The organism is Pseudomonas sp. KH_040, assembly GCF_057839305.1.
Map to the genome: position 1 here is coordinate 2838507 of NZ_CM174487.1, position 25409 is coordinate 2863915.

Genomic DNA, 25409 nt, shown 5'->3' on the forward strand with positions numbered 1-25409 from the left:
GTCGCCATGCGCTGGGTGTGTATTCTGTTCCCGCAATTGGCCCTTGATGCCGTGCTGCGTCAGCGCCCCGATCCTGATGAGCCGTTGGTGCTGCTCAGCGGCCCGGCCCAGCGTCGAGTGCTGCAAGCGGTCAACCCGGCGGCGCGCAAACTCGGGTTGCGCGCTGGCCAGTCGATGACCGCCGCCCAAGCAATGAGCAAAGGGTTTGCCACCGCCGATTACGAGGTGGCCGAGGTCGAGCACTGGCAGCAGTTTCTTGCCGCGTGGGCCTACGGTTTCAGCGCGCAGGTCAGCGTGCATTACCCGCGCGCCGTGGTGTTCGAAATCGAATCGAGCCTGGGGCTGTTCGGTTCCTGGGCGCAGTTTGAAGCACGGTTGCGCAAGGAACTGAGCGATCTGGGCTTTCGCCATCGCATCGTTGCCGCACCGAATCCGGTGGCGGCGCGGGTACTGGCCAATGCTTACGATGGCTTGGTGGTGCCGGACGGCGAAGCCTTGCAGCATCACCTCGGCCAGTTGCCCGTCGACCGTGTCGGCCTGGAGCCGAGCGTGGCCACGGCGTTGTCGCGCATGGGCCTGCGCAACCTCAGTCAGGTGCAGAGCTTGCCGCGTCAGGCGCTGGCCCGACGCTTCGAAGCGCAGATGCTCAAGCACCTCGACACCTTGTTTGGCGCGCGACCCTTGGCGCTGGAGTTTTACTTGCCGCCCGATCGTTTCGATGTGCGCATCGAACTCAACTTTGACGTGCAATCCCATCAGGCGCTGCTGTTTCCGCTACGGCGTTTGACTGGCGATCTGTCGGCGTTCCTTTGCGGGCGCGACAGCGGCGTGCAGCGTTTCGACCTGCATCTGGAACACGCCGGGCTGCCGGACAGCGTGATCAAAGTCGGTTTGCTCAGCGCCGAACGTGATCCGGCGATGCTCTTCGAACTGGCCCGTGGTCGGCTCGAGCAAGTGCAGGTCGAGGCGCCCGTGCGTGGTTTTCGTCTGCGTGCCGAGGACCTGCCGAGCTTCGTGCCGCAGTTTCAGGAACTGTTCGACGACCGTCCGCAGCAGACCTTGCCCTGGGAGCAATTGCGCGAACGCTTGCGTGCACGCTTGGGTGATGACGCCGTGCAGGGGCTGCGCTTTCAGGCTGATCATCGTCCGGAGTGTGCGTGGCAGCACGGCGTCGACAAACAGCGCTGCGCAGGCTTGCCGAATGTGCATCGTCCGGGCTGGTTATTGGGTGAACCGCAGAGTGTGGCAGAGGGTTCGGCGCGGATTCTCATGGGCCCGGAACGCATCGAATCCGGCTGGTGGGACGGTGACGATGTGCGCCGCGATTATTACCTGATCCAGAACCGCACCGGCCAACAGGGTTGGGCTTATCGCGCGGTGGGTGAGGGCGGTCCCTTGTGGCTGCAGGGCTGGTTTGCATGAATGACGGTTATGCAGAGCTGCACTGCCTGTCGAACTTCAGTTTTCAGCGCGGTGCGTCCAGTGCGCTGGAACTGTTTCAGCGGGCAAAAAAACACGGCTATCAGGCATTGGCGATCACCGATGAGTGTACGTTGGCCGGCATCGTTCGCGCCTGGCAAGCGGCGAAGTCCGTTGAGTTGCCGCTGATCATCGGCAGTGAAGTGCGCATCGACAACGGCCCGAAACTGCTGTTGCTGGTGGAGAACCTTGCAGGCTATCAAGCGCTGTGCGGTTTGATCACGCGCGCGCGGCGGCGTACGCAGAAAGGTCAGTATCAAGTGCTGCGCGAGGACTTTGAGCAAGCGCTGCCGGGATTACTGGTGTTGTGGGTGCCGGATTCACTCGATGATGTGGAAGAGGGCCGTTGGCTGCAGCAGACCTTCGCCGAACGCCTGTGGCTGGCGGTGCAATTGCATCGTGGCCAGGACGATCAGCAGCGGCTGGCGGCGTTGTTGGGGCTGGCCGCCGAGTTGCAGATTCCAGCCGTGGCCAGCGGCGATGTGCATATGCACGCCCGTGGCCGCCGCGCCTTGCAGGACACCATGACCGCGATCCGCCATCACGTGCCGGTGGCCGAGGCAGGGTTGCGTTTGCACCCCAATGGCGAGCGACATTTGCGCAGCGTCGAGGTGTTGCGCGAGTTGTATCCGCAGGCCTTGCTGGATGAGTCGGTGAAGTTGGCCCGGCGTTGCACCTTCGATCTCGGCGAATTGCGTTATCAATATCCCAAGGAGCTGGTGCCCGAGGGACACAGCGCCAGTGCCTGGCTACGGCAACTGACCAAGGAAGGCATCGCCTGGCGTTGGGAGAAGGGCGCGCCCTTCAAGGTGCTGAGGCAGATCAACAAAGAGCTGAAGCTGATCGCCGAACTCGGCTACGAAAGCTACTTCCTCACCGTGCATGACGTGGTGCGCTTCGCCCGCGAGCAGAAGATTCTGTGTCAGGGTCGGGGCTCGGCAGCCAACTCGGCGGTGTGTTTTGCCTTGGGTATCACCGAAATCGACCCGGATCGCACCACACTGCTGTTCGAACGCTTCATGTCCAAGGAGCGCAACGAGCCGCCGGACATCGACGTCGACTTCGAACACGAGCGCCGTGAAGAAGTCCTGCAATACGTGTTCCGCCGTTACGGCCGTGGTCGTGCGGCGCTGACGGCGGTGGTCAGCACTTACCACGCCGCCGGCGCGGTGCGCGATGTGGCCAAGGCCTTGGGCCTGCCGCCGGATCAGGTCAATGCACTGGCCGATTGCTGCGGCCACTGGAGCGATGAAACGCCGCCGGTCGAGCGTTTGCTCGAAGGCGGCTTCGACCCGGACAGCCCGGTGCTGCGCCGGGTGTTGAGCCTGACCGGGCAGTTGATCGGTTTCCCCCGGCACCTGTCACAGCACCCCGGCGGTTTCGTGATTTCCGAGCAGCCGCTGGACACGCTGGTGCCGGTGGAGAACGCCGCCATGGCCGAGCGCACGATCATCCAGTGGGACAAGGATGACCTCGACGCGGTCGGGCTGCTCAAGGTGGACATCCTCGCCCTCGGCATGCTCAGTGCGATCCGTCGTTGCTTCGACTTGCTGCGCCGCCATCGCAATATCGACTTGAGTCTGGCGACGATCCCGGCCGAAGACAAACCGACTTACGAGATGATCAGCCGCGCCGACACCATTGGCGTGTTCCAGATCGAGTCGCGGGCGCAGATGTCGATGCTGCCACGTCTGAAACCGGCGAAGTTCTACGATCTGGTGATCGAAGTGGCCATCGTCCGCCCGGGGCCGATTCAGGGCGGGATGGTCCATCCGTACCTGCGCCGGCGCAATAAAGAAGAGAAAGAAACCTATCCGTCACCGGAGCTGGAAGTGGTGCTCAAACGCACCCTCGGCGTGCCGCTGTTTCAGGAACAGGTGATGCAGATCGCTATCGTCGCCGCCGACTACAGCCCCGGCGAGGCCGATCAGTTGCGCCGCTCGATGGCCGCATGGAAACGCCACGGTGGACTGGAACCGCACAAGGAACGCCTCGCCGCCGGCATGAAGAAAAACGGTTACACGCCGGAGTTCGCCGCGCAGATTTTCGAGCAGATCAAAGGCTTCGGCAGCTACGGCTTCCCCGAATCCCACGCCGCCAGTTTCGCCTTGCTGACCTACGCCAGTTGCTGGCTCAAGTGCCACGAACCGGCGGCGTTCGCCTGTGCGCTGATCAACAGCTGGCCGATGGGTTTCTACAGCCCGGATCAGATTCTCCAGGACGCGCGCCGACACCAGTTGCAAATCCGCCCGGTCGACGTGCGCGCCAGTGACTGGGATTGCAGCCTGGAAACCACCACAGCGGCGCAACCGGTGATCCGTATGGGCCTGCGCATGATCAAGGGCTTTCGCGAAGACGATGCCCGGCGCATCGAGGCGGCGCGGGCGCGCGGGGCGTTTGCCGATGTTGCCGATCTGGGCGAACGGGCCGCACTCGACAGTCGGGCGCAGGCGTTACTGGCCGATTCCGGGGCGTTGCGCGGTTTGGCTGGGCATCGGCATCGGGCGCGCTGGGAAGTGGCCGGGGTGCAGAAGCAGTTGGGTCTGTTTGCCGGGCTGCCGAGTCAGGAGGAGGCGGAGGTGGAGCTGCCCAAACCGAGTGTCGGCGAGGATCTGCACGCCGATTACAGCACCGTCGGCACGACGTTGGGGCCGCATCCGTTGGCGCTGTTGCGTGGCGAACTCAAAGCCCGGCGCTGTCGCAGTTCGCAGGAATTGCTCGACGTCGAGCACGGCCGGCCGGTGAGCGTCGCCGGGCTGGTCACCGGGCGGCAACGACCGGGCACCGCCAGTGGCGTGACCTTCGTGACCCTGGAAGACGAATTCGGCAACGTCAACGTGGTGGTCTGGCGTGATCTGGCCGAGCGTCAGCGGCAAGTGCTGGTGGGCTCGCAACTACTGAAAGTCGATGGCCGCTGGGAGCGCGAAGGTGAAGTGCGCCACCTGATCGCCGGGCGTTTGAGCGACCTCAGCCCGCTGCTTAATGGCATCCGCGTGCAGAGCCGCGATTTCCATTAGCGCGCCCTGATCTGATCGTTCCTACGCTCTGCGTGGTAACGCTTCCCGTGACGCTCCGCGTCACAGCGGGCGCGGAGCGTCCGTGGCTGCATTCCCACGCAGAGCGTGGGAACGATCAATGTTCAAGGCGGCCAATTCATTGGCGTCAAAAAAACCTGTCGCGAATGATGGCACTTTGTCATAATGCCGCCCCTTTTCAACTCCCGCCGCGCATTGCCGTGGTGGGACATCCCCGTTTTTCAAAAGGAATATTCAGTGAGAATGATCTCCCGGATGCTGGTTTCAGGCGTCGCGATTGCTGTGCTCGGCACGATTGCCGGCACACTCGCCGGTTGCGCCACCGAAAGCTCCCGCGCGCTGCCGGTGGCCAAGGTTGAAAGCGCCACTCAAGTCTGGACCGGCGTTCGTGTGCCAATGGCCGTGGGCAAGTTCGACAACCGTTCCAGCTACATGCGCGGGATCTTCTCCGACGGCGTTGACCGTCTCGGCGGTCAGGCCAAGACCATCCTCATCACCCACTTGCAGCAGACCAACCGCTTCAGCGTGCTGGATCGCGACAACATGGGTGAAATCCAGCAGGAAGCCGCGATCAAGGGTCAGGCCCAACGCTTGAAAGGCGCTGATTACGTGGTCACCGGTGACGTCACCGAGTTCGGCCGCAAAGAGACTGGCGATCACCAGTTGTTCGGCATTCTTGGTCGTGGCAAGACTCAAGTGGCCTACGCCAAGGTCAACCTGAACATCGTCAACATCAGCACTTCCGAAGTGGTCTATTCGACTCAGGGCGCTGGCGAGTACGCCTTGTCCAACCGCGAAATCATCGGCTTCGGCGGCACCGCTGCCTACGACTCCACCCTCAACGGCAAAGTACTGGATCTGGCCATGCGCGAGGCGATCAATCGTCTGGTCGATGGCATGAACGCCGGTGCCTGGAAACCGGGCAACTGATCGACGCCCATTGCAAGGAGCAACACCCCATGACTCTGAATTTGTCGCGCTCGTTAATGGCGCTGACCCTGGCCGCCAGTGCCTTGCTGGCCGGCTGTGCCTCCGGCCCGCAAACCCTGTACCAGTGGGAAGGTTACGAGCCCCAGGTCTACGAATACTTCAAAGGCGAAGAGCCGAAAGAAGCCCAGGCCGAAGCGCTGGAACGTGACCTGCAGAAAATCCGCTCCACCGGCAAGGCCGTACCGCCGGGTTACCACGCGCACCTTGGCCTGCTCTATCTGAGCATGGGCAAGGACGACCAGATGGTGCAGCAGTTCAAAACCGAGAAAACCCTGTTCCCCGAATCCGGGACGTACATGGATTTCCTGCTCAAAAACGCCAAGAGCGGAGACGCGAAATGATCGCGCGCACCTTGAAACTGCTGGCCGCCGGTCTGGCCCTGACCGTGCTGGGTGGCTGCGTTGCGCCCAAGACCGTGGATTACTCGGCCTACAAACAGGCGCGGCCGAAAACCATTCTGGTGCTGCCTCCGCTGAACACTTCGCCGGATGTGAAGGCGTCGTACAGCCTGTTGTCGCAGGTGACCTTCCCGCTGGCCGAAGCCGGTTATTACGTGCTGCCGATCGCGCTGGTTGACGAGACGTTCCGCCAGAACGGTCTGACCACCCCGGACGACATCCATCAGGCCCCGCCGAGCAAACTGAAGGAGATCTTCGGTGCGGACGCTGCGCTGTACATCACCGTGACCGAATACGGTACGCGTTACATGGTGATCAGCAGCGAAACGGCAGTGACCGCGACGGCGAAACTGGTCGACCTGAAAAGCGGCACGACGCTGTGGACCGGTTCGGCCCGGGCGTCGAGCGAAGAGGGCGGCAATAGCAATGCCGGCGGTATCGTCGGCATGCTGATCTCGGCGGCAGTGAAGCAAATCATCAACAGCTCCACCGATGCCGGCTACCCGATTGCCGGTGTGGCGAGCAATCGTCTGCTCTCGGCCGGACACCGGGCAGGCCTGCTGTACGGCCCGCGTTCGCCGAAGTACGGCACTGACTGAAGCCGGTACTGATCGTTCCCACGCTCTGCGTGGGAACGATCAAACGCAGGAGTGAGCCTGCTCACCGCCCCCCTCCCAACACATGTGTCCTGCCTGCAACGAGCAGATAGATAGAGCGACGCCGCCCCCATGGGGGATCCGCAATCAACGTGCAATCAAGACCCTGCATCTCGACGCCGAAGGCTATATCCTGCGTGACACTCAGTTGCTCGACGTTAAAGGAGTGCCCAAATGACCGAAAAGAAACCGGAAACCACGGTCGACCGCGTCTACCAAGGGGTTTACGAGGCGATCAGCAAGCGTTCGTTGCGCCCTGGGATGAAGCTGGGCGAGGCCTCGCTGGCCGAGTTATTCAATGTCAGCCGCACGTCGGTGCGCGCCGCATTGAAGCAATTGGAGGCCGACGGACTGGTCACCACTGAGCCCAATAAAGGGGCATCGGTGTCGCTGCCGAGCAACGAAGAGATCCGTTCGCTGTTCGAAACCCGCCGCCTTATCGAAATCGGCATCGTCACTGAACTGTGCCGGCGCAAGGACACCGCCGCGATGCAGGACCTGCGTGAACACCTGCTGCTGGAAGACGAAGCGCACGCCGCTGGTGACCACGAGCGGCTGATTCATCTGCTCGGCGAGTTCCACATCAAACTGGCGCGCAGCCTGAATAATCCGGTGCTGCTCGACTGGTTCCAGAAGTTGATTTCCCGTGCCTCGTTGTATGCTGCGGCGCTGGACGACGACAGCCATGAAGTCTGCCGCGACGACGAGCACCTGCGTCTGATCGAATACATCGAGGCCGGTAATCAGAGCGCTGCCATCGAATTGACCTGCACGCATCTCAACGGCATCGAGAAGGCCATTCTCGACGTCGCCGCCAAAATGAAAACTGGCTACCATCCGCTCAAACACCTGATCGGGGTTTAGGCTTCGGGCGAGGATGAAATCGGCTATACCTCATATGAAACCAATACGACTGATGACGCTCGAAACAGACGGGCGTTGCGTCGTTATGGCGTCGCGATTTATCGGGCAATCACCACAGGACACTGAGTCAGTCGATGCAGTTTTTATCCGATAGCCATGGTTGTGAGGGCTGGAAAGGCGAAATGGCCGGGCGCATCAGTGCGTTCGACTGGAGCCACACCGAACTCGGCCCGTTGAACAGCTGGCCGGCCAGCCTGTGCAGTGCGGTGCAACTGATGCTGGCGTCGCCACTGCCGATGGTCATGCTCTGGGGCTATGCCGGATACATGATCTACAACGATGCCTATTCGAAGTTTGCCGGTGGTCGCCACCCCTATCTGCTCGGTTCGCCGGTAGAACTGGGCTGGCCGGAAGTCGCCGATTTCAACCGGCACGTGGTCGATACCTGCCTGGCCGGTGGCACCTTGTCGTTTCGCAATAAAGAGCTGGTGTTGTTGCGCGATGGCGTCCCCGAAGACGTCTGGATGGATCTGTATTACAGCCCGGTGGCCAATGATGACGGCAAGCCGGCCGGGGTCATGGCGATGGTGGTGGAAACCACCGAGTTCGTGCACTCCGAACGCCGGCGGCAGGCGGCGGAACAAGCCTACCGCGCCGACAATGAGCGGGTCCGTCTGGCGTTGAATGCCGGGGCCTTGCTTGGCTCGTTTGTCTGGGACGTGAAAAACAACACGCTGTCGGCAGACGAACGATTCGCCCGCACGTTCTCCTATCCACCGGATCAGGACCTGAGCAATCTGGCCCAGGACGTTGCCGAGTCGCGCATTCACCCCGATGACCACGCCTGGGTACAAGAGCGCGTCGCCCATTCCGTGCAGACCGGTGAACCGTATAACGCCGAGTATCGCGTGCGACGCAGTGACGGCAGTTATTCCTGGGTGCTGGCCAGTGGCGCCTGCGAGTTCGACGAGCACGGCAAGCCGTTGCGCTTTCCCGGCGTGCTGATCGACATTCATGAGCGCAAGATTGCCGAAGAATCCCTGCTCAAATTTACCCGCAACCTCGAACAGCGCGTGGGCGAGGAAGTCGAGGCGCGCTTGGCGGCTGAAGAGCAGTTGCGCCAGTCACAGAAGCTCGAAGCCATTGGCGGTCTCACCGGCGGCGTGGCTCATGACTTCAATAATCTGCTGCAAGTGATCGCCGGTAATCTGCATCTGCTCGCGCGCCACGAACCGAACAATGCCAACGTGCAACGCCGGGTCAGTGCCTCGCTGGCGGCGGTCGAGCGCGGTGCCAAGCTGTCCTCGCAATTGCTCGCGTTTGCCCGGCGCCAGCCGTTGTCGCCGGCAGTATGTAACCCGCGACAGATCTTCGAAGGTGTCGGCGAATTGCTGCAGCGAGCGCTGGGCGAAACCATTCAGATCGATGTGCAGCTGCCGCAGCAACCGTGGCATATCAACGTCGACCGCAACCAGCTGGAAAACGCCATTCTCAATCTGGCGATCAACGCTCGCGATGCGATGAAGGGCGAGGGCACCATTGCGCTCAGCGCTGCCAACGTGCGCCTCGATCGCGAGTTCTGCGCCGGTAAAGGCATCGTTCCCGGCGAGTTTGTCCGGGTCGCCGTCAGTGACAGCGGCGCCGGCATTGCGCCAGACATTCTCGAGCAGGTGTTTGAACCGTTTTTCACCACCAAGGCCGACGGCCAGGGCACCGGGCTGGGCCTGAGCATGGTGTTCGGTTTCGTCAAACAGAGCGGCGGCCACGTCGAGATCGTCAGTACCGTCGGCGAGGGCACGCGGGTGCAGTTGTACTTCCCGCGCAGCCTGCGCCCGATCCTTGATGAATCGCCCAATCTGCAACGGCAGCAGAGTGGCGGCCACGAGACGATTCTGGTGGTTGAAGACAACGACGCGGTGCGCGCTTCGGCGGTCGAGTTGTTGCGCGAGGAGGGTTACCGCGTGTTGACCGCCGGCCACGGCGATGCGGCCATGCAAATGCTGCTGGAAGGTACCGAAGTCGACCTGATCTTCACCGACGTGGTCATGCCGGGGCTGATCAAAAGCTCCGACCTGTTCGCCTGGGCCAAGGTGCAGACGCCGCCGGTGGCGGTGCTGTTCACCTCCGGGCACACCCGCGACATCATCTCGCGCAATCACCAGTTGAGCCCCGACACCCATTTGCTCGGCAAACCGTACAGCCCCGAAGCCTTGTTGCAGATGATCCGGGTGGTTCTCGGCAACTGAGCGCTGAACATTCCTTTACCAAGGCAGGTCGATGACTTCCAAACGCACCTCCAAAGCGCCCACCGGCATGGTCCGGGTACGCGGCGCCCGTGAACACAACCTGAAAAACATCGACGTCGACATCCCCCGCGATGCACTGGTGGTGTTTACCGGGGTGTCCGGTTCGGGCAAGTCGTCGCTGGCGTTCTCGACTTTGTATGCCGAAGCCCAGCGCCGTTACTTCGAATCGGTGGCGCCGTACGCGCGACGGCTGATCGATCAGGTTGGCGTACCGGATGTCGACTCGATTGAAGGCCTGCCGCCGGCCGTGGCCCTGCAACAGCAACGCGGCACACCGAGTACGCGCTCGTCGGTGGGCAGCGTGACCACGTTGTCGAGCCTGATCCGCATGCTCTATTCGCGCGCCGGCAGTTATCCGCCGGGGCAGCCGATGTTGTACGCCGAGGATTTTTCGCCGAACACCCCGCAAGGCGCCTGCCCGCAGTGCCATGGCCTCGGCCGCGTCTATGAAGTCACTGAGGCGCTGATGGTGCCCGATCCGAACCTGACCATCCGCCAGCGCGCGGTGGCGTCCTGGCCGCTGGCGTGGCAGGGGCAGAATCTGCGCGACATCCTCGTGACCATGGGCATCGACGTCGACATCCCGTGGAAAAAGCTACCGAAAAAACAGCGCGACTGGATTCTCTTCACCGAAGAACCCCCGACCGTGCCGGTGTACGCCGGGCTGACCCCGGAAGAAACCCGCGTCGCCCTCAAACGCAAGATGGAGCCGAGTTATCAAGGCACCTTCACCGGCGCCCGGCGCTACATCCTGCACACCTTTACTCATTCGCAAAGTGCGTTGATGAAAAAGCGCGTTTCACAGTTCATGCTCGGCAGCCCTTGTCCGTTATGCGAAGGCAAACGCCTGAAACGTGAAGCGTTGTCGGTGACGTTTGCCGGGTACGACATTGGCGAATTGTCGCAGATGCCGTTATTGCAAGTGGCCGAGGTATTACGGCCGGTGGCGGCGGCCAGTTATCTGGAACATGCCGAAGAAACCGGCGAGACCTTGAGTCACGCGCAAACCCGCGAGGCCCGTCAGCAACGCGTGGCCCATGGCGCCAGCGGGCACGGCAGCGCGCCCGATGTGCGCCACACGCCAAATCTGTCGCTGGAGAAACGTCTGGCGGCGCAGCGTATTGCCGAGGATCTGCTGGAGCGCGTCAGCACGCTGACCGATCTGGGCCTCGGTTATCTGGCGCTGGAGCGCAGTACGCCAACGCTGTCGTCGGGTGAGTTGCAGCGCTTGCGCCTGGCGACACAATTGGGCTCGCAGTTGTTTGGTGTGATTTATGTGCTCGACGAACCTTCCGCCGGTTTGCATCCAGCCGATGGCGAAGCGTTGTTCGAAGCCTTGCAGCGCTTGAAGGCGGACGGCAACACGCTGTTTGTGGTCGAGCATGACCTGGAAACCATGCGCCGCGCCGACTGGCTGATCGATGTCGGCCCGGCAGCGGGCGAGCAGGGTGGGCAGGTGCTGTACAGCGGCCCGCCCGCCGGTCTGGCCGAGATCGAGCAATCGCAGACTCGTGCTTATCTGTTTGCCGAATCGCAACGTCAGACAAGAACGGCACGTAAACCGACGGCGTGGCTGAAACTTGAGGGCATCACCCGCAATAATCTGAACAACCTCAGTGCCGAATTTCCCTTGGGCTGCTTTACCTCGGTGACGGGCGTCTCCGGCTCCGGCAAGTCGAGCCTGGTCAGTCAGGCCTTGCTGGAACTGGTCGGCGCGCAGTTGGGGCGGCCGACGGTGGACAGCGAGCCGGAAGAACTCAGCCTCGAAGACGACGCCCCGCAGGTCAGCAGCGGTCAGGTCACGTCCGGGCTGGAGTCGATCAAGCGACTGGTGCAGGTCGACCAGAAACCCATCGGCCGTACGCCACGTTCCAATCTGGCGACCTACACCGGGCTGTTCGACAACGTGCGCAAACTCTACGCCGCGACCGACGCTGCACGGGCGGCGGGTTATGACGCCGGGCAGTTTTCCTTCAACGTCGCCAAGGGTCGTTGCGCCACGTGCGAAGGCGAAGGCTTTGTCAGTGTCGAGTTGTTGTTCATGCCCAGCGTTTATGCGCCGTGCCCAACCTGCCATGGCGCGCGGTACAACCCGCAGACCCTGGCGATTCTCTGGGAGGGTTTGAGCATCGCCCAGGTGCTGCAATTGACCGTCGAGGAAGCGGTGTCAGTGTTTTCCGAGCAAGCGGGGATTCGTCGTTCACTGGAAGTGCTGCGCGATATTGGCCTGGGTTATCTGCGCCTCGGGCAACCGGCCACGGAGCTGTCTGGCGGTGAAGCGCAGCGGATCAAACTGGCTACCGAGTTGCAGCGTAATCAGCGCGGCGCGACCTTGTATGTGCTGGATGAACCGACCACCGGGTTGCATCCGCGTGATGTCGATCGGCTGCTGGAGCAACTGGATACGTTGGTGACGGCGGGGCACACGGTGATCGTGGTCGAGCACGAAATGCGCGTGGTGGCGCAGAGTGACTGGGTGATCGACATCGGGCCGGGGGCGGGGGATCAGGGCGGCAGGATTGTCGTGGCGGGCACGCCGCAGAAGGTTGCGGCGAGCAAGAAGAGCCGGACGGCGCCGTTTCTGGCTCGGGCCCTGAATTAATAGATGCGGTGCTGCCACTGGCCTCATCGCTGGCAAGCCAGCTCCCACAGTTTTTTGCGGTGAATTCGAAGTATGGGTCCACCACAAGACTCCTACAGTGGATCCGTGTTCGACATCAGTTCCTGTGGGTGCTGCAGTCAGGCACCATCAAGGGTGCGGCGGACCTTGTCGAGCAGTTCACTGATCTGAAACGGCTTGACCAGCATGTCCATGCCACTGCCCAGAAACACCTGACGATTGATCGCTGTCTCCGCATACCCGGTCATGAACAGAATCGGCAATCCCTCACGCCAACCGCGCGCAACATCCGCTAATTCACGACCGCTCATGCGCGGCAGGCCGACGTCGGTCAATAACAGGTTGATCGACGGATCATTCTGCAACCGCTCCAGCGCCGTTTCGATATCCGCCGCCTGGGTGCAGCGATAACCGGCGTCCTCCAGCACTTCAGTGACAAACATGCGCACCGACGGCATATCCTCGACAATCAGCACATGCTCACCGCTGCCTTGCGGATCGACCACGGGAGCAGGGATATCGGCCCCCGTCGGATCGGTGGTGGCCGGCAACATGATCGTCACTTCGGTACCGCGCCGCGCGACGCTGCGGATGTGTGCATCGCCACCCGACTGGCGGGCAAAACCATAGATCGTCGACAACCCCAGCCCCGTACCCTGGCCCAACGGTTTGGTGGTGAAAAACGGATCGAAGACCTTGTCGATGACATTGTGCTCGATGCCCGTACCGTCATCACGTACCGACAGCGCCACGTAAGCGCCATCGGCCAGATTCGGATCGCCATGGGAGTACGCGGCGTAAGTGTTGACCCATATATTGCCGCCCACCGGCAGGGCATCCCGGGCGTTGATCACCAGATTCAACACCGCGCTTTCCAGCTGCACTGGGTCAACCAGCGCGATGGCCGGTTTGCTGGTCAGCTCTAGCTTGAGGGTGATCCGCTCACCGATGGTGCGCAACAGCAATTCTTCCAGCGAACGGACTTGCTCGTTGATGTCGACCGGCCGTGTATCCAGTGGTTGCTGACGGGCAAAGGCCAGCAAGCGGTGGGTGAGGGACGCAGCGCTCATCGCTGAATTCAGCGCCGCTTCGGAGTAAAACTGCACCTTGTCCAGACGCCCATCGACCACGCGTTTCTGGATCAGCTCGAGGCTGGTGATGATTCCGGTCAGCAGGTTGTTGAAGTCATGGGCGATACCGCCGGTGAGTTTGCCCAGTGCGTCCATCTTCTGCACCTGCAGCAACTGCGCTTCGGCACGCACGCGTTCGGCGACTTCCTTGGCCAGTTGCGTGGTGGTGTCATCCAGACGCGCCAGATGCGAGCGCTCGCGATGGCGGTGTTCGGTAACGTCCTCAACGAAGACCAGGCTCAGTTCGGGCGTGCGGTACGGGGAAATCTGCCACTCGGTCTCGCGGATCTCGCCCTGCACGCGCATGTTCAGCGTGCCTTTCCAGCGCTCGCCATCGACCAGACGCAGGCGCAGCTCATTGAGGATGGCGCTCTGATCTTCGGCGAAGCATTCACGCAGGGCCTGCGGATCCCGATTGTCGAGAATCAGTTGTGTGAAGGCATGGTTGCATTCGTGCACCTTGAGGCTGGCATCGAGCACCGCGATCGGTGCGGAGACGTTGACGAAAATCTCGCGAAACCGCGCTTCACTTTCGCGCAGGGCATTTTCCGTGTCGCGTACTCGCAGCAACGTGCGCAGGGTGGCCAGCAGCACATCCGGGTCAACCGGGTGAATCAGGTAGGCATCGGCACCGGCGTCGAGGCCGGTGATGATGTCGCCGGTCTGGATCGACGCAGCTGACACATGAATAACGGGTAGCAGCGCCGTGCGGGTATCTGCGCGCAGTTTGCGCACGATGTCGAAGCCGCTCATGTCCGGCAGATTGACGTCGAGAATCAACGCGTCGAGTGCTTCGCTGTCGATCAGCGCCAGCCCCTCGCCGCCGGTGCCGGCCTCCAGCACCTCGTAGCCATGACGCTCCAGCCGTCGGCGCAGGGCGTAGCGGGTGGCGACGTTGTCGTCGACGATCAACAGGCGGATGTCACGTTTCATCGACGTTCTCCAGAGCGATCGCCAGCGGAATGATCACGAAAAAGGTCGAGCCGACCCCCGGCGTGCTTTCCAGCCCGACTTCACCGCCGAGCAGGGCGGCGAAGCGTTTACACAGCGACAGGCCCAGCCCGGTGCCGCGCAGACGTTTCTGCAACGGCGAGTCGACCTGGGAAAAGTCCTCGAACAATGCACCATGCAGCTCTGGTGCGATACCGATGCCGGTGTCGCTGACGGCAAAGCGCACCTTGTCCGCACCTTCGAGCCGTGCGGAAACCCGCACTTCGCCACGGGTGGTGAACTTCAGCGAGTTGGAAATGAAATTGCGCAGAATCTGCGCGAGCTTCTTGTCGTCGGTGTACAGGCGCGGCAAACCGACCGGTTCCTCGAAGATCAGGTCCACGGCGCTGGCATCGACAATCGGCCGGAACATCCCGCGCAGGGCGGAGAACAGGTCGAACATGTCGAACCACGCCGGAGAAATGCTGATGCGCCCGGCCTCGATCTTTGCCAGATCGAGCAGGTCATCGACCATGTCGCTGAGTTCGCGCGCAGCCGTGCTGACGAACGCTACCTGCTTGTGTTGCTCGGGACTGAGCGGGCCGTCGAGTTCGTCGGCGAGCAGGCTGTTGATACTCAGGATCGAACCCAGTGGCGTGCGGAACTCATGACTCATGTACGACAGGAAACGGCTTTTCAAGTCCGAGGCCTGGCGCAATTCCTCAGCCTGTATATCGAGTTCGGCGTACAGGGCCAGCACGCCTTGGTTGGTTTCATCGAGTTCTTCGCGCAGGGCTGCAGTCTCGCTCTGCAACTGCGCAATCAGCGCGGTCTGCTCCGCACTGCTCAGAATCGGCGACTCAGCCATGGGCGGCCTCCAGGGCAACGACCAGTACCGTTACATCGTCGCGCCCGCGACAGAAGTCGCGGTGCAGGACGGCGGCTATCACGGCGGGGTGGCGGTGCACCAGACCGGGGTAGTCTTGAAGATTCCAACGGGACTGCAAGCCGTCGCTGTACATGATCAATAGATGTCCGTTCACGTGAGCATAGTCAAAGGGCCGGGCTTTCCGGTATTGCACGCCGACAATGCCCGGGTGCGAAGCGAGGCCGCGGGACTTGTCGGCGTTGATCAGGCTGGCGCCGATGTTGCCGACGCCGGCGAAGGTCAGGCTGTCGCGCCGTGCATCGAATTGGGCAAACGCGACAGCGCCGCCGCGAGTACCGATCATGTCGCGGTGCATGTCTTCCATCAGCATCGCCGGCTCGGCAAACGGTGTCAGGGCGAAGGTTTCTGCGCCAGCGCGGCCGGCGCGTTCGGCTTCTTCTCCGTGACCGAGACCATCGATGATCAGCGCGCTGACGCTGCCGTTGTCATACGCCAGGTGCCAGACATCGCCGCAGGCGGGATCGTTGTGCAGAGAGTGCTGGCTGACTCCAAAATGCATGTCCGGTTCGCGATCCGAGCGAGGATAAAACCGGGCCAGTAACACCGCGCCACGGGCATCCGCGTACACATCAAACACTTCAGCCTGGCGTGATATCGAGCCGAGGCCAATGCCTTGGGTGCCTCCGGTGGAGAAGCCATCGGGCATACAGGCCTGCAAATCAAACCCCTGAGCACGGTCGATAGCGAGCAACTCAATGCCGAAACCATCAATGCGCGGCAGTACCCGCAGGTGCATCTCACCGTGGTTGGCGTGCTTGAGCACGTTACTCGCCAGCTCCGTCGCCACCAATGCCACACGCCCGGCATCGCGCTCGTCGAAGCCATGCTGTTCGGCCAGTTGTTGCGCCGTACGCCGTGCGTAGCCGATCTGGCTGCTGTCCTCGATCAGTAAAACCTGGGTCATCGACCCGCTGATATTCATGTCCATCGGGTAATCGTTATTCGTGTGCCCTTGCCGGGCTCTGTTTCCAGTTCGAACTCTTCAACCAGGCGTTTCGCCCCGGTCAGACCCAGGCCCATGCCGCTGCCGGAGGTCCAGCCGTCGGTCATCGCCAGTTTGATGTCGGCAATGCCCGGGCCTTCGTCGCGGAAGGTCAGGCGCAGACCGACCTTGTGATCTTCATCGAGGATCTGCCAGTCCATGTCGCCGCCGCCACCGTAAACCATGGTGTTACGCGCCAGTTCGCTGACCGCCGTGACCATTTTCGTCAGGTCGATCAGGCGCATCCCGCATTCGGTGGCCAGTTTGCGTGCGGTCTGGCGCGCGAGCACGACATCCTGCTCGATGTGGATGGGTTGAGTACCGCTGCTGCGTACGGTCATTGCCGGTCTACTCGTTCCTGCAGCAGCTTCATTCCGCGCTCGACGTTCAATGCCGTGCTGACACCGGGCAGGGTCAGGCCGAGTTCGACCAGGGTGATCGCCACGGCCGGCTGCATGCCGACCAGCATGGTTTCGGCGTCCATGATTTTCGACAGGCCGGAGATCGTGCTGATCATCCGGCCAATGAACGAGTCGACCATGTCCAGCGCCGAGATGTCGATCAACACCCCGCGCGCCGAGGTCTTGCTGATGCGCTCGGACAAGTCGTCCTGCAAGGTGAGGGCGAGCTGGTCATGCATGTCGACCTGGATGGTCACCAGCAGGAACTTGCCCATCTGGAGAATCGGGATACGTTCCATGTTTATACCGTCTTGACGAGGCTGACACCCAGACGGGTCAGGGCCAGTTTCAACGCGTCGGCCAGATTGGCCTTGGTCACCACGCCTTGCAGGTCGAGGCCGAGGTGAACGATGGTTTGCGCGATCTGCGGACGTACGCCGCTGATGATGCAATCGGCGCCCATCAGGCGGATTGCGGTCACGGTTTTCAACAGGTGCTGGGCGACCAGGGTATCGACGGTCGGCACGCCGGTGATGTCGATGATGGCGATTTCCGAACCGGTGTCGACGATGCGTTGCAGCAGCGACTCCATCACCACTTGCGTGCGCTGCGAGTCGAGGGTGCCGATCATTGGCAGCGCCAGCACGCCGTCCCACAGCTTGACGACGGGGGTCGACAGCTCCAGCAGTTCTTCCTGCTGACGCTTGATCACCGCTTCGCGGGATTTTTGAAAGGTGCGGATGGTGTGCATGCCGAAGGCGTCGAGCAGTTCCGAGACTTCCCAGAGCTGTTCGGCGAGCAGCGCAGGCTGGTCTTTGTAATGGTTCTGCAGGAGGTTAAACAGCGGGCCTTTGAGGGCGAAGATGAAACTGGCGGTCTGCTGCGAATCCTGGCCGAGCAGTGCGCGGCTGTGGGAGAGCTTTTCGAGAAACTGGCGGGTGGTCTCCCAACCGGGTGCGGCGATGTTGGTGCCGTTGTCGTTCTCGATGCCACTGACCACCAGTTGCAGGAATTCCGTGGTCTGTTGCTGCAGATCGTGCTCTTTCAGGTTACGCGTGGCGCCGCTGGCTTGCAGGCCGTTGATCCATTCGCCCAGCAGTTGTGCTTGTTTGTTTTTCATCGCATCGAGTGTGCTGTTCTGCAGTGCTGCCATGTGCCTGTTGCTCCGTCGCGAATTAGGGGGCGGTCGTGAAAATGATCGCCGCGAAGTGATCGACATTTGCCGTTCGAAATAGTTGTTCGTTCACGCACGTATATTTTTTGATCTGGCGCAAGGAACGTCCCGGTAACTCTAGTCGGCGTGGCCGGGCGCGGCGAAGTTTTGAACGTTGGCGTGGGGCAGGCTTCGAATCTTTGACACCCGGCGGATGTGCGCCGGGGGTGTTTGACCAACGAGGTGGCCATGAACGAGCAAACGAAGCAGAGCCAATCTGGCGAACCGATCAATCGCAATGATCCGGCTATCGACCCGCAGGTGCCGGGGCAGCCGGTGCCGACGCAGCAGCAGGGCGATGGCGGGCAGGCGCAGAGTGGCGATCCGGCGGTGGATCAGAAGAACAAGCACACGGACAACGACAATGAGTTCAGCCCGGGCTTCGAGCCAAAACCGGACCGGGCAAAGCCGGGCGAGGAGACCGATGCTGATATTGATACGGATGGCGGTTGATTTCGGCGGATATGACAAGGCCGCATCTACTGGATGCGGCCTTTTTTTTGCTTTGGATTTGTGGCGTTGCGGACATCGATCCCCCTCACCCCAGCCCTCTCCCCCAAGGGGGCGAGGGGGAAGGGAGCCGATCTCGGTGCTTTTCAAAAGCTCAGTTCAGCTCGAGATTTCAGATCGGGGGCTGTGCAGAACCTGCGTTCGACTCAAAACGTTCAGGTCGGCGTAACTCGAGCATCCACCTCGGTCGGCTCCCTCTCCCTCCGGGCGGTCCGACGTTTCGGGAGGGCTGGGGTGAGGGTAAGGCTGTTTACTTGCTCGGATGCTTGGCCTGCAGTTCCTTGGCGGCGGCCAAATGTTTTTCCAGGGCTGGCAGCATTTTCTGCGCAAACGCCTTCAATTCAGGAGCGCCTTTGACCTTGTCATCGGTCACGGTATTGGCTTGTTTCTTGAACAACTCGATGGTTTCTTCGTGCGCCTTCACCTGATTGTTGGCGTACGCCGCGTCGAACGACTCATCACGCACTTCGAGGATTTTTTCCTTGGCCTGTTTGACCAGAGTTGTGGTGTCCGGGACTTCGATGTCGTTAGCCTTGGCAATGGTCGCCAGCTCATCGTTGGCCTTGCCATGGTCGGTGATCATCATATTGGCGAAGGCCTTGATGTCAGCTGATTGGCTTTTTTCCAGCGCCAGTCGACTGGTTTCGATTTCCGCGATGCCACCGGCTGCGGCGTTATCGACAAAGTCATTGTCAGTCGCAGCGAAGGCGCTGCCCATGCCGCTGCTCAAAGCGACAGCCAAAACCAGATGACGCAGGTTGAATCCGTCCATTGGTGTATCTCCACGCAGTTTTTGTTGGTGTTAACCAATGGAGGCAATGTGGCGAATAAAGGTTTGATCGCATTTGCGACAGGGCGACGAACGGACACCGCTGGTCTGACAGGTGGTCGACAGAAGCGCCCAACCGAGGCCATTCTGATAACTGGCCAGCGCAATCGGTCGTGTTGGCCAGCCGATCAACTGACGGAGGTGTTCCATGCCGGTGACCCATGATCTGTTACAGGACTTGAAGCTTACAAAGGAAGAGATCCAGCAAAAACGCACCGCGGATCCACATCTGGATGCACTGATCAACAAGTACTCCCAGGCGGACGCCGAGGTAGTCAAGGCCGAGACTGCCACCTCGGATGCTCCCAGCGACGACACGCTGAAAAAACTCAAAGAAAAGCGCTTGCAGGTCAAAGACAAGATTGTCGAGCAATTGCAGGCGCGAACCTGAGGCCTTGTTGATCCGCCGACCTGCGGTTGCGGATTGACGGGAACGACAGCCCCGACCGGCACCTCGAATGTACAGAGTCTTCTTTTACCGACTCTTTACGAGGTGCCTTATGAACGATCCCAAATTCCCCAGTGAAGAGCAGGGCGCATTCGACCCGGTTCCCACGCATCCCGAACCCAACAGCCCGGCGCATACCACGGCCAATCCTGAAGAACCGGATGAGGATCTTCCCGAAGACGAAGATCCGGACAAGTTCGACAAGTCCAGCAACTGACAGATCGCCATCGCTGGCAAGCCAGCTCCCACAGTGAATGGTGTTGTCCGCAAATGCCGTGGTCAGCAAAGAACCCTGTGGGAGCTGGCTTGCCAGCGATGGCGTCAGTAGGCTCGATACAGATCCAGCAGGTTCACTTCAGCGCCGCATCCAACGGCATCCGCGCCATATGCGTCGCCTTCAACGAGCCGAAATACAACCACGGCCCATACTCACGCACCGTGGTAATCGGCGAATAATTGCCACTGCTCGCATCCTGCAGATTGGCGATCACCTTGCCGTCCAGATCCAGCCCCAGAACAAACCCGCGCTTTTCCACCGGTTTCGGTAAAACCGTCAACGCCCGCACGATCATCTTGCGCACGAATGGATGCCCCGCCGTGCCATCAAGCAGAGCATTGCGCGGCGCATACAACGCCACCCAGAACCGATTGCTGCCATTGAACGCCAGGTTGTCCGGCAGCCCCGGCAGGTTGTCGATGAACAGGTCGTGAGTGCCGGTTTTCGGCCCGGTCAGCCAGTAACGGCTGATGCGGTAAGCGCCGGTTTCATTGACCAGCACATAGGCGTCGTCCGGGCCGAGGGTCACGCCGTTGGCGAACTCCAGCTTGTCCAGCAGCACACTGGTTTTGCCGCTCTGAAAGTCATAGCGCAGCAGACGTCCATCGCCGCCGTGCTCAATGACCGCCTCGCCGTCATGGCCATAACCCCAGCGACTGGAAGCATCGCTGAAATAGGCGTAATGCCCGGACTTGTCGATGGCCACGTCATCGGTAAAACCAAATGCCAGTCCATTGGCCTCCGTGGTCAAAGGAACCAGCTGACCTTGCGCATCGAGGGACAGCAAGCCCTTGACCCCATCGGCAATGACCAGCAAGCCGTTCGGATGCCGGGCCAATCCCAGCGGTCGGCCACCGGTGTCGGCGAGTACTTTGCGTTGCTGGCCGTCGAGGCTGGTGCGGATCAGTCGGCCGTCGTGCAGTCCGGTGATCAGGAAGTCACTCTCCAGCAGCAAGGCTTCCGGTCCCTCGATGTCGCTCGGCCCGACCTGCACTGCGCCTTTGAGTTTCTGATTCTCGGCGTAGAGACCTTCTTTCAGCGAAGGTGCTGGAGGCGGCGTCCAGGCCACGGGTTCGACTTTGGTCGGCATCAATAATAAGAACGCGATGACGATGAGGATCAGCAGCAACAACAGATGCCGTACCTTCACGCGCTGGCCCTCGTCGATGCCAGGTATTGCGCGGCCATGTCGCGCAGCGCCAGCATTGATGCGGCGGATTCACGCTCGATGCGCCGTTTCAGCAGCAGGTGATTGGCAATGCGCATGCCCAGTCCTTCGAAGCGATAATCCAGCGTGCGCACGAACCGCGTGCCGCTGCTTGCCGCGCTGCATTCATAGGTCAGCAGCAACGACAATCCATGATCGCCTTGCGCCCGCGCGCACCAGCGCCGACCGGGCAAATACTCGGTGACCTCCCAGCTCAAATGGCCTTCACGTCCACCCGCGTGAATGTCCTCTTCGAAGCGCGAGCCGGCATGCAGCGGGCCGTGGGCGCCGTCGATTTTCAGCGAAGAGGGGTGCCACTCCGGCCAGCGACCGACGCTGGCGGCGTAGGCGAGCACGGCAATCGGGTCGCCAGCGATATCGATGGTGTGCTGCATACGGGTCATGGGCATTCTCGAATAGCTCAAAGGGGCGGTTTCCGGCTCCCAGTACAGGGTGCCGAACAGGTAGTCCATCAGCGGCAGAACGATGTTGAAGTTGCGCTCCTGCATGCGCTCGCGGCGGTGATGCAATTCGTGCAGACGGCGCATCTGGCGGATCCACGGCAGGCGGGTCAGCGGGTTGTGCGGCGGCAGGTGTTCGCAGGCGTGGAATATTTCGTAAGTCAGATAACCCAGCACCATGCAGCCGCCGAACAGTCCGGCGACGTTGGCGTTGGCTTGTGCGATCAGCCACCACAGCGGCAGGGTGATCACCAGCGTGTGCAGTACGATCAGCCAGGCGGGAAACAGAATCACCCGCCAGTCGCGGGCACTGTCGTAGGTCATGTGGCCGGGGGTGAAGAAGCTGTGATGATCGCCGGCATGCCGGGCGTAGAACATTTTCGCGAAGGCTTTTTTGTGGTGGCCGAGATGGCGATGGACCATGTACACGCCGAAATTGAACAACAGCAGGGTCAGCGGCACTGTCAGCCATTCCAGCAAGCTGACCTGCTGCACGCTGCTCCAGAACCCACCGATGGCCAGCACCCCGAACAACAGCACGAAGGCGCCGTGCAGCCAAGGGTTGTACAGCGGATGAATGGCCGCACGGTAACGGCTGCGGAATATCTCGGTGGTCTGCCTCACTGCTTCACCTGCGGGTATTGTTGTTATACCCGGCAGATTAGCCGATCCGGCCGTTTGTGCAGGCCGGACCTCGATGGCACATGCGCCATGCTCCGGTGTAATGCTGCCGCTTCAGCTCAAAGGGTTCCAGCGTTGCGACCAGTCGTCATCGGTGCGGATCACTTCGCGCAGCAGGTGGAAGGCTTGCTGCAGCGTCGCCGAATCGCGATCGCGTGAGTAGACAAGGTAAGTCGGGTAGCCGAATTCCGGAGCTTTGGTCACCGCTTCGAGGGCGCCGCTTTCCAGATAGGTGCGCACCACACGAGTGCGGAAGTAGCCGCTGCCGCCGTGCTCGAGAATGTATTGCAGAGCCAGCGGGCCGAGGTTGAAACTCAGCGCCGCTTTGGCTTTTTCCGGCAGGGCAGCGTCATGCTGGCGGCGGAAGTCCGGGCCCCAGTCGATGTAGACGTAGGGATCGGGGCGATCGGGAGCGCGCACCAGAATCAGTTTTTCTTCCAGCACTTGCTCGACCTGCAAGCCCGGCCAGTATTCCGGCTGATAGACCAGTGCCGCGTCGAGCACGCCGAGTTCCAACTGGCGCAGCAGGTTTTCGCCGTCGCGGATTTCCATGCGCAGGGCATGCCCGGGAATCTTCTCGCGCAGTTCCGCCGCCCAACTGAGCATCAACGGGTTGCACAGGCTGACTTCGCCGCCGATGTGCAGCACGTTGTGATAACCCTCGGGCAGTGGCAGGTCGCGGCGCGCCGCTTCCCAGGTCTGCACCAACTGATTGGCGTAGACCACAAAGGCCTCGCCATTGGGCGTCAGTTTCGCCCCGGCGCGGTTGCGCACGAACAGCGTACTGCCTAGCTGGCTTTCGAGTTTCTGCACCCGGGCGGTGATTGCCGTTTGCGTGACGAACAGCTTCTGTGCGGCGGCGGCGAGGCTGCCGTGACGGACGATTTCCAGGAAGGTGCGAGCGAGATCGATGTCCATGGGCGGGCCGGTGATTGAGGTGGCGGGCATTGTAAAGGCAAAAGCCCCTCATCGGATCGCCGCCCGCCTAACCCTCTCCCGGAGGGAGAGGGAACCGATTGGGGGATATTGAAGCAATGCACTGACTTGAACGATCAGCGTTGAATCCATAATCGACTCGATTTTTCAGGTCGATGCAGGGCGCCAGACACCTCGGTCGGTCCCCTCTCCCTCTGGGAGAGGGCTAGGGTGAGGGAAAATGCAGTCACCGCCAAAATCAACTGGCCAACTCGGTCAAACGCACCCGCGCCCACTCTTCAATCAACCGCGCCGGCGTGCCACACACCTTACGCTTGAAGACAAAATTTCGGCACTTCTCGGCAAACTGATGGCGGTTGTAGAGCATGTCTTCCTGCATCTCCTGCAACTCGGTTTCGCGGCACTGCTGGATCAACGGCTGATCAACCCGCGCCTTGCGCTCGCGCACCGCGGCATAGGTCGGATCGCTCAGCACAGCATTGGCCCGCTGCAGCAACCACAACGAAAACTCGTCCGGGCAACGCGGGCCGATTTCCTGAACCATGCCCAGTTGCCACGCCTGCACCGCGCTTACCGGCAGGCAAGCCTGGGTCAATTGCTCGGCCATCGCCGGGCCGACGGCGCGGGGCAGGCTGTAGGTCCAGTATTCGGAGCCGTACAAACCCATGCTCTTGTAATGCGGATTGAGCACGATATCGGCGCGGGCAAACACGATGTCGGCCGCCAGTGCGAGCATCACGCCACCGGCGCCCGCGTTGCCGGTGACGCCGCTGACCACCAGTTGCCGGGCCGTCAGCAGTTCTGCGCAGACGTCGTCGATCGCCTGAATATTGGCCCAGGCTTCGGCGCCAGGATCCTGCGCAGCCTGAATCACATTCAAATGCACGCCGTTGGAAAAACTGCCGCGCCCACCCTTGATCAGCAACACTTGGGTATCACGGGACTTGGCCCAGCGCAGCGCGGCGACCATGCGCTGGCATTGCTCGGTGCTCATGGCGCCGTTGTAGAACTCGAAGGTCAATTCGCCGACGTTGCCGGATTCGCGATAACGAAGCGGTTGATAGGCTTCGTCACTGAACGGCTGTGTAGCGATCGACCAGTCCAGCACCGGCACGTCGGTCAGTTGCCCGGCCAACAGGTGCCGCGCCGGTTGCTTGAAGGTTTCTTCGCCAGGTTGCGGTTTACGCCGCAGTGCGCCAATCCACAAACTTTGATCACCCGCTGCAACCAGCACCGCATCGTCATGCACCGCGAGAATCTCGCCGGGCATGCCGCTGCGCGAATCGAGGTGTGCGTCGTACACGTAATACTGACCGCCAGCGAGGCTCGCCAACACACCGGGCTGGCCGTCGGCGGCATCGATGCAACGTTTGATGAAGCGCGCGCAATCGTGCCAGCTGAAACTGCGGTCGACCTGTTTCATGTTCGGTTGCAAGCGCCCGCGCACCTTCGTATCGGCGTAATCCAGCGCCACCGGCTCAAAGCCTTCGACGAATTTCTCCACCACTTCGCGTATGCAGCGAATCGCCGCGTCACTGACCCGACCGTTGTACAGCTCGGATTTGCGCAGGCCCGCTGGCAGATTGAATTCGCAAGTGGCCCACACCGGGCCGGCGTCCATTTCCTCGACGGCCTGCAGCGCGGTGACGCCCCAGCTCGGCAGCTCGTTGGTAATTGCCCAGTCGAGGGCACTGGCGCCGCGATCGCCGACGATGCCGGGATGGATGATCACCACCGGACGCTCGGCGTTGCTCCACAGTGCCTGCGGAACGCGGTCCTTGAGGAACGGGCAGATCACCAGATCCGCGCCACTGTTCTCGATCTGTTCGCACACAGCCTGTTCATTGGTAAACAGTACGACGCTGGGTGAATGCCCGGCCTCGCGCAGTTCCAGCCAGGCGCGTTGGGTCAGACCGTTGAACGCTGACGACAGCAGAATGATGTTGAGTGGTCGCATGCTTGCTCTTCCTTGAGTGGATTCAGCCACGGGCTCTCGCTGAGCCGTCCTTGGCTTTCGATGGAGCCGCGAGATTAATCAGTGGCCGGCCACGCGCCAGTGACCGAGGTCAACGTTGTGTCAGCCAATGTTTCTGCGGCGACCAAACGC

23 protein-coding genes are annotated in these 25409 nt (G+C 61.4%); 11 read left to right on the top strand and 12 right to left on the bottom strand.

Annotated features, from left to right (window positions below; translation table 11 throughout):
• The first annotated feature begins 6 nt into the window (after positions 1-6).
• From AC3IUF_RS12840 to AC3IUF_RS12875, 8 genes are all read left to right on the top strand, one after another.
• On the top strand, positions 7-1422 hold the full coding sequence (locus AC3IUF_RS12840; protein WP_463542933.1) for a Y-family DNA polymerase: 1416 nt from the start codon (positions 7-9) through the stop codon (positions 1420-1422).
• Positions 1398-4496: an error-prone DNA polymerase gene (locus AC3IUF_RS12845; protein WP_489281174.1), complete on the top strand. Its 3099-nt coding sequence runs from the start codon at positions 1398-1400 to the stop codon at positions 4494-4496. The genes AC3IUF_RS12840 and AC3IUF_RS12845 overlap by 25 nt, the downstream gene beginning before the upstream one ends.
• A 261-nt stretch (positions 4497-4757) precedes the next feature.
• The gene (locus AC3IUF_RS12850; protein WP_161986630.1) at positions 4758-5444 is read left to right on the top strand and encodes a CsgG/HfaB family protein; all 687 of its coding nucleotides are present in this window, start codon (positions 4758-4760) and stop codon (positions 5442-5444) included.
• 29 nt (positions 5445-5473) lie between these two features.
• Positions 5474-5845, top strand: coding sequence for a DUF4810 domain-containing protein (locus AC3IUF_RS12855; protein ID WP_007912524.1), 372 nt, complete (start codon positions 5474-5476; stop codon positions 5843-5845).
• A complete protein-coding gene (locus AC3IUF_RS12860) occupies positions 5842-6501 on the top strand; it encodes a DUF799 domain-containing protein (protein ID WP_007912525.1) in 660 nt (219 codons plus the stop codon). The genes AC3IUF_RS12855 and AC3IUF_RS12860 overlap by 4 nt, the downstream gene beginning before the upstream one ends.
• Positions 6502-6732: 231 nt before the next feature.
• Positions 6733-7422: a GntR family transcriptional regulator gene (locus AC3IUF_RS12865; RefSeq protein ID WP_007912527.1), complete on the top strand. Its 690-nt coding sequence runs from the start codon at positions 6733-6735 to the stop codon at positions 7420-7422.
• 134 nt (positions 7423-7556) lie between these two features.
• Positions 7557-9668: a hybrid sensor histidine kinase/response regulator gene (locus tag AC3IUF_RS12870; RefSeq protein ID WP_489281175.1), complete on the top strand. Its 2112-nt coding sequence runs from the start codon at positions 7557-7559 to the stop codon at positions 9666-9668.
• 31 nt (positions 9669-9699) lie between these two features.
• Positions 9700-12330 carry an excinuclease ABC subunit UvrA gene (locus tag AC3IUF_RS12875; protein ID WP_489281176.1) on the top strand — a complete coding sequence of 877 codons (2631 nt, stop codon included), beginning with the start codon at positions 9700-9702 and terminating at the stop codon, positions 12328-12330.
• A 137-nt stretch (positions 12331-12467) separates the two neighbouring features.
• On the opposite strand, the gene AC3IUF_RS12880 is transcribed toward AC3IUF_RS12875, so the two are convergent.
• From AC3IUF_RS12880 to AC3IUF_RS12905, 6 genes are read right to left on the bottom strand one after another with little or no spacing between them, the layout of a single operon-like run.
• Positions 12468-14411 carry a response regulator gene (locus AC3IUF_RS12880; protein ID WP_489281177.1) on the bottom strand — a complete coding sequence of 648 codons (1944 nt, stop codon included), beginning with the start codon at positions 14409-14411 and terminating at the stop codon, positions 12468-12470.
• Positions 14401-15276, bottom strand: coding sequence for a sensor histidine kinase (locus AC3IUF_RS12885; protein ID WP_123375064.1), 876 nt, complete (start codon positions 15274-15276; stop codon positions 14401-14403). The genes AC3IUF_RS12880 and AC3IUF_RS12885 overlap by 11 nt, the downstream gene beginning before the upstream one ends.
• Positions 15269-16279, bottom strand: coding sequence for an ATP-binding protein (locus tag AC3IUF_RS12890; RefSeq protein ID WP_489281634.1), 1011 nt, complete (start codon positions 16277-16279; stop codon positions 15269-15271). The genes AC3IUF_RS12885 and AC3IUF_RS12890 overlap by 8 nt, the downstream gene beginning before the upstream one ends.
• Entirely contained in the window at positions 16276-16680 is a 405-nt protein-coding gene (locus AC3IUF_RS12895) for an anti-sigma regulatory factor (RefSeq protein ID WP_007912537.1), read from the bottom strand. Before AC3IUF_RS12895 ends, AC3IUF_RS12890 begins: the two co-directional genes overlap by 4 nt.
• Positions 16677-17039 (bottom strand): STAS domain-containing protein, encoded by a 363-nt coding sequence (locus AC3IUF_RS12900; protein ID WP_007912539.1) that lies wholly within the window; start codon positions 17037-17039, stop codon positions 16677-16679. Before AC3IUF_RS12900 ends, AC3IUF_RS12895 begins: the two co-directional genes overlap by 4 nt.
• A 2-nt stretch (positions 17040-17041) precedes the next feature.
• On the bottom strand, positions 17042-17893 hold the full coding sequence (locus tag AC3IUF_RS12905; RefSeq protein ID WP_007912541.1) for an STAS domain-containing protein: 852 nt from the start codon (positions 17891-17893) through the stop codon (positions 17042-17044).
• Between the two features lie 249 nt (positions 17894-18142).
• Here AC3IUF_RS12905 and AC3IUF_RS12910 point away from each other — a divergent pair, with 249 nt between their 5' ends.
• Positions 18143-18406 carry a hypothetical protein gene (locus tag AC3IUF_RS12910; protein WP_414915223.1) on the top strand — a complete coding sequence of 88 codons (264 nt, stop codon included), beginning with the start codon at positions 18143-18145 and terminating at the stop codon, positions 18404-18406.
• Positions 18407-18713: 307 nt separating this feature from the next.
• Here the strand turns inward: AC3IUF_RS12910 and AC3IUF_RS12915 are convergent, their stop codons facing one another.
• Positions 18714-19235, bottom strand: coding sequence for a DUF4142 domain-containing protein (locus AC3IUF_RS12915; RefSeq protein ID WP_007912543.1), 522 nt, complete (start codon positions 19233-19235; stop codon positions 18714-18716).
• A 30-nt stretch (positions 19236-19265) separates the two neighbouring features.
• The gene (locus tag AC3IUF_RS12920) at positions 19266-19442 is read right to left on the bottom strand and encodes a hypothetical protein (RefSeq protein WP_414915222.1); all 177 of its coding nucleotides are present in this window, start codon (positions 19440-19442) and stop codon (positions 19266-19268) included.
• Here AC3IUF_RS12920 and AC3IUF_RS12925 point away from each other — a divergent pair.
• Together AC3IUF_RS12925 and AC3IUF_RS12930 are read left to right on the top strand one after the other, a co-directional pair.
• A complete protein-coding gene (locus AC3IUF_RS12925) occupies positions 19441-19683 on the top strand; it encodes an HP1242/YdcH family protein (protein WP_016983385.1) in 243 nt (80 codons plus the stop codon). The genes AC3IUF_RS12920 and AC3IUF_RS12925 overlap by 2 nt on opposite strands.
• 109 nt (positions 19684-19792) lie before the next feature.
• Complete coding sequence (locus AC3IUF_RS12930; protein ID WP_007912545.1) at positions 19793-19957, top strand: hypothetical protein; 165 nt, start codon at positions 19793-19795, stop codon at positions 19955-19957.
• A gap of 133 nt (positions 19958-20090) precedes the next feature.
• On the opposite strand, the gene AC3IUF_RS12935 is transcribed toward AC3IUF_RS12930, so the two are convergent.
• From AC3IUF_RS12935 to AC3IUF_RS12950, 4 genes are all read right to left on the bottom strand, one after another.
• Positions 20091-21167 carry an SMP-30/gluconolactonase/LRE family protein gene (locus AC3IUF_RS12935; protein WP_489281178.1) on the bottom strand — a complete coding sequence of 359 codons (1077 nt, stop codon included), beginning with the start codon at positions 21165-21167 and terminating at the stop codon, positions 20091-20093.
• On the bottom strand, positions 21164-22309 hold the full coding sequence (locus AC3IUF_RS12940; protein WP_007912547.1) for a sterol desaturase/SRPBCC family protein: 1146 nt from the start codon (positions 22307-22309) through the stop codon (positions 21164-21166). The genes AC3IUF_RS12935 and AC3IUF_RS12940 overlap by 4 nt, the downstream gene beginning before the upstream one ends.
• Positions 22310-22420: 111 nt before the next feature.
• Entirely contained in the window at positions 22421-23284 is an 864-nt protein-coding gene (locus AC3IUF_RS12945) for a LysR family transcriptional regulator (RefSeq protein ID WP_007912548.1), read from the bottom strand.
• A gap of 256 nt (positions 23285-23540) precedes the next feature.
• The gene (locus AC3IUF_RS12950; RefSeq protein WP_489281180.1) at positions 23541-25259 is read right to left on the bottom strand and encodes a hydrogenase maturation protein; all 1719 of its coding nucleotides are present in this window, start codon (positions 25257-25259) and stop codon (positions 23541-23543) included.
• Positions 25260-25409: the final 150 nt, after the last annotated feature.

Coding starts and splice junctions, on each gene's coding strand:
- AC3IUF_RS12840 (WP_463542933.1), top strand. CDS start 7: ATGCGCTGGGTGTGTATTCTGTTCCCGCAATTGGCCCTTGATGCCGTG.
- AC3IUF_RS12850 (WP_161986630.1), top strand. CDS start 4,758: ATGATCTCCCGGATGCTGGTTTCAGGCGTCGCGATTGCTGTGCTCGGC.
- AC3IUF_RS12855 (WP_007912524.1), top strand. CDS start 5,474: ATGACTCTGAATTTGTCGCGCTCGTTAATGGCGCTGACCCTGGCCGCC.
- AC3IUF_RS12860 (WP_007912525.1), top strand. CDS start 5,842: ATGATCGCGCGCACCTTGAAACTGCTGGCCGCCGGTCTGGCCCTGACC.
- AC3IUF_RS12865 (WP_007912527.1), top strand. CDS start 6,733: ATGACCGAAAAGAAACCGGAAACCACGGTCGACCGCGTCTACCAAGGG.
- AC3IUF_RS12870 (WP_489281175.1), top strand. CDS start 7,557: ATGCAGTTTTTATCCGATAGCCATGGTTGTGAGGGCTGGAAAGGCGAA.
- AC3IUF_RS12875 (WP_489281176.1), top strand. CDS start 9,700: ATGACTTCCAAACGCACCTCCAAAGCGCCCACCGGCATGGTCCGGGTA.
- AC3IUF_RS12880 (WP_489281177.1), bottom strand. CDS start 14,411: ATGAAACGTGACATCCGCCTGTTGATCGTCGACGACAACGTCGCCACC.
- AC3IUF_RS12885 (WP_123375064.1), bottom strand. CDS start 15,276: ATGGCTGAGTCGCCGATTCTGAGCAGTGCGGAGCAGACCGCGCTGATT.
- AC3IUF_RS12890 (WP_489281634.1), bottom strand. CDS start 16,279: ATGAATATCAGCGGGTCGATGACCCAGGTTTTACTGATCGAGGACAGC.
- AC3IUF_RS12895 (WP_007912537.1), bottom strand. CDS start 16,680: ATGACCGTACGCAGCAGCGGTACTCAACCCATCCACATCGAGCAGGAT.
- AC3IUF_RS12900 (WP_007912539.1), bottom strand. CDS start 17,039: ATGGAACGTATCCCGATTCTCCAGATGGGCAAGTTCCTGCTGGTGACC.
- AC3IUF_RS12905 (WP_007912541.1), bottom strand. CDS start 17,893: ATGGCAGCACTGCAGAACAGCACACTCGATGCGATGAAAAACAAACAA.
- AC3IUF_RS12910 (WP_414915223.1), top strand. CDS start 18,143: ATGAACGAGCAAACGAAGCAGAGCCAATCTGGCGAACCGATCAATCGC.
- AC3IUF_RS12915 (WP_007912543.1), bottom strand. CDS start 19,235: ATGGACGGATTCAACCTGCGTCATCTGGTTTTGGCTGTCGCTTTGAGC.
- AC3IUF_RS12925 (WP_016983385.1), top strand. CDS start 19,441: ATGCCGGTGACCCATGATCTGTTACAGGACTTGAAGCTTACAAAGGAA.
- AC3IUF_RS12920 (WP_414915222.1), bottom strand. CDS start 19,442: ATGGAACACCTCCGTCAGTTGATCGGCTGGCCAACACGACCGATTGCG.
- AC3IUF_RS12930 (WP_007912545.1), top strand. CDS start 19,793: ATGAACGATCCCAAATTCCCCAGTGAAGAGCAGGGCGCATTCGACCCG.
- AC3IUF_RS12945 (WP_007912548.1), bottom strand. CDS start 23,284: ATGGACATCGATCTCGCTCGCACCTTCCTGGAAATCGTCCGTCACGGC.
- AC3IUF_RS12950 (WP_489281180.1), bottom strand. CDS start 25,259: ATGCGACCACTCAACATCATTCTGCTGTCGTCAGCGTTCAACGGTCTG.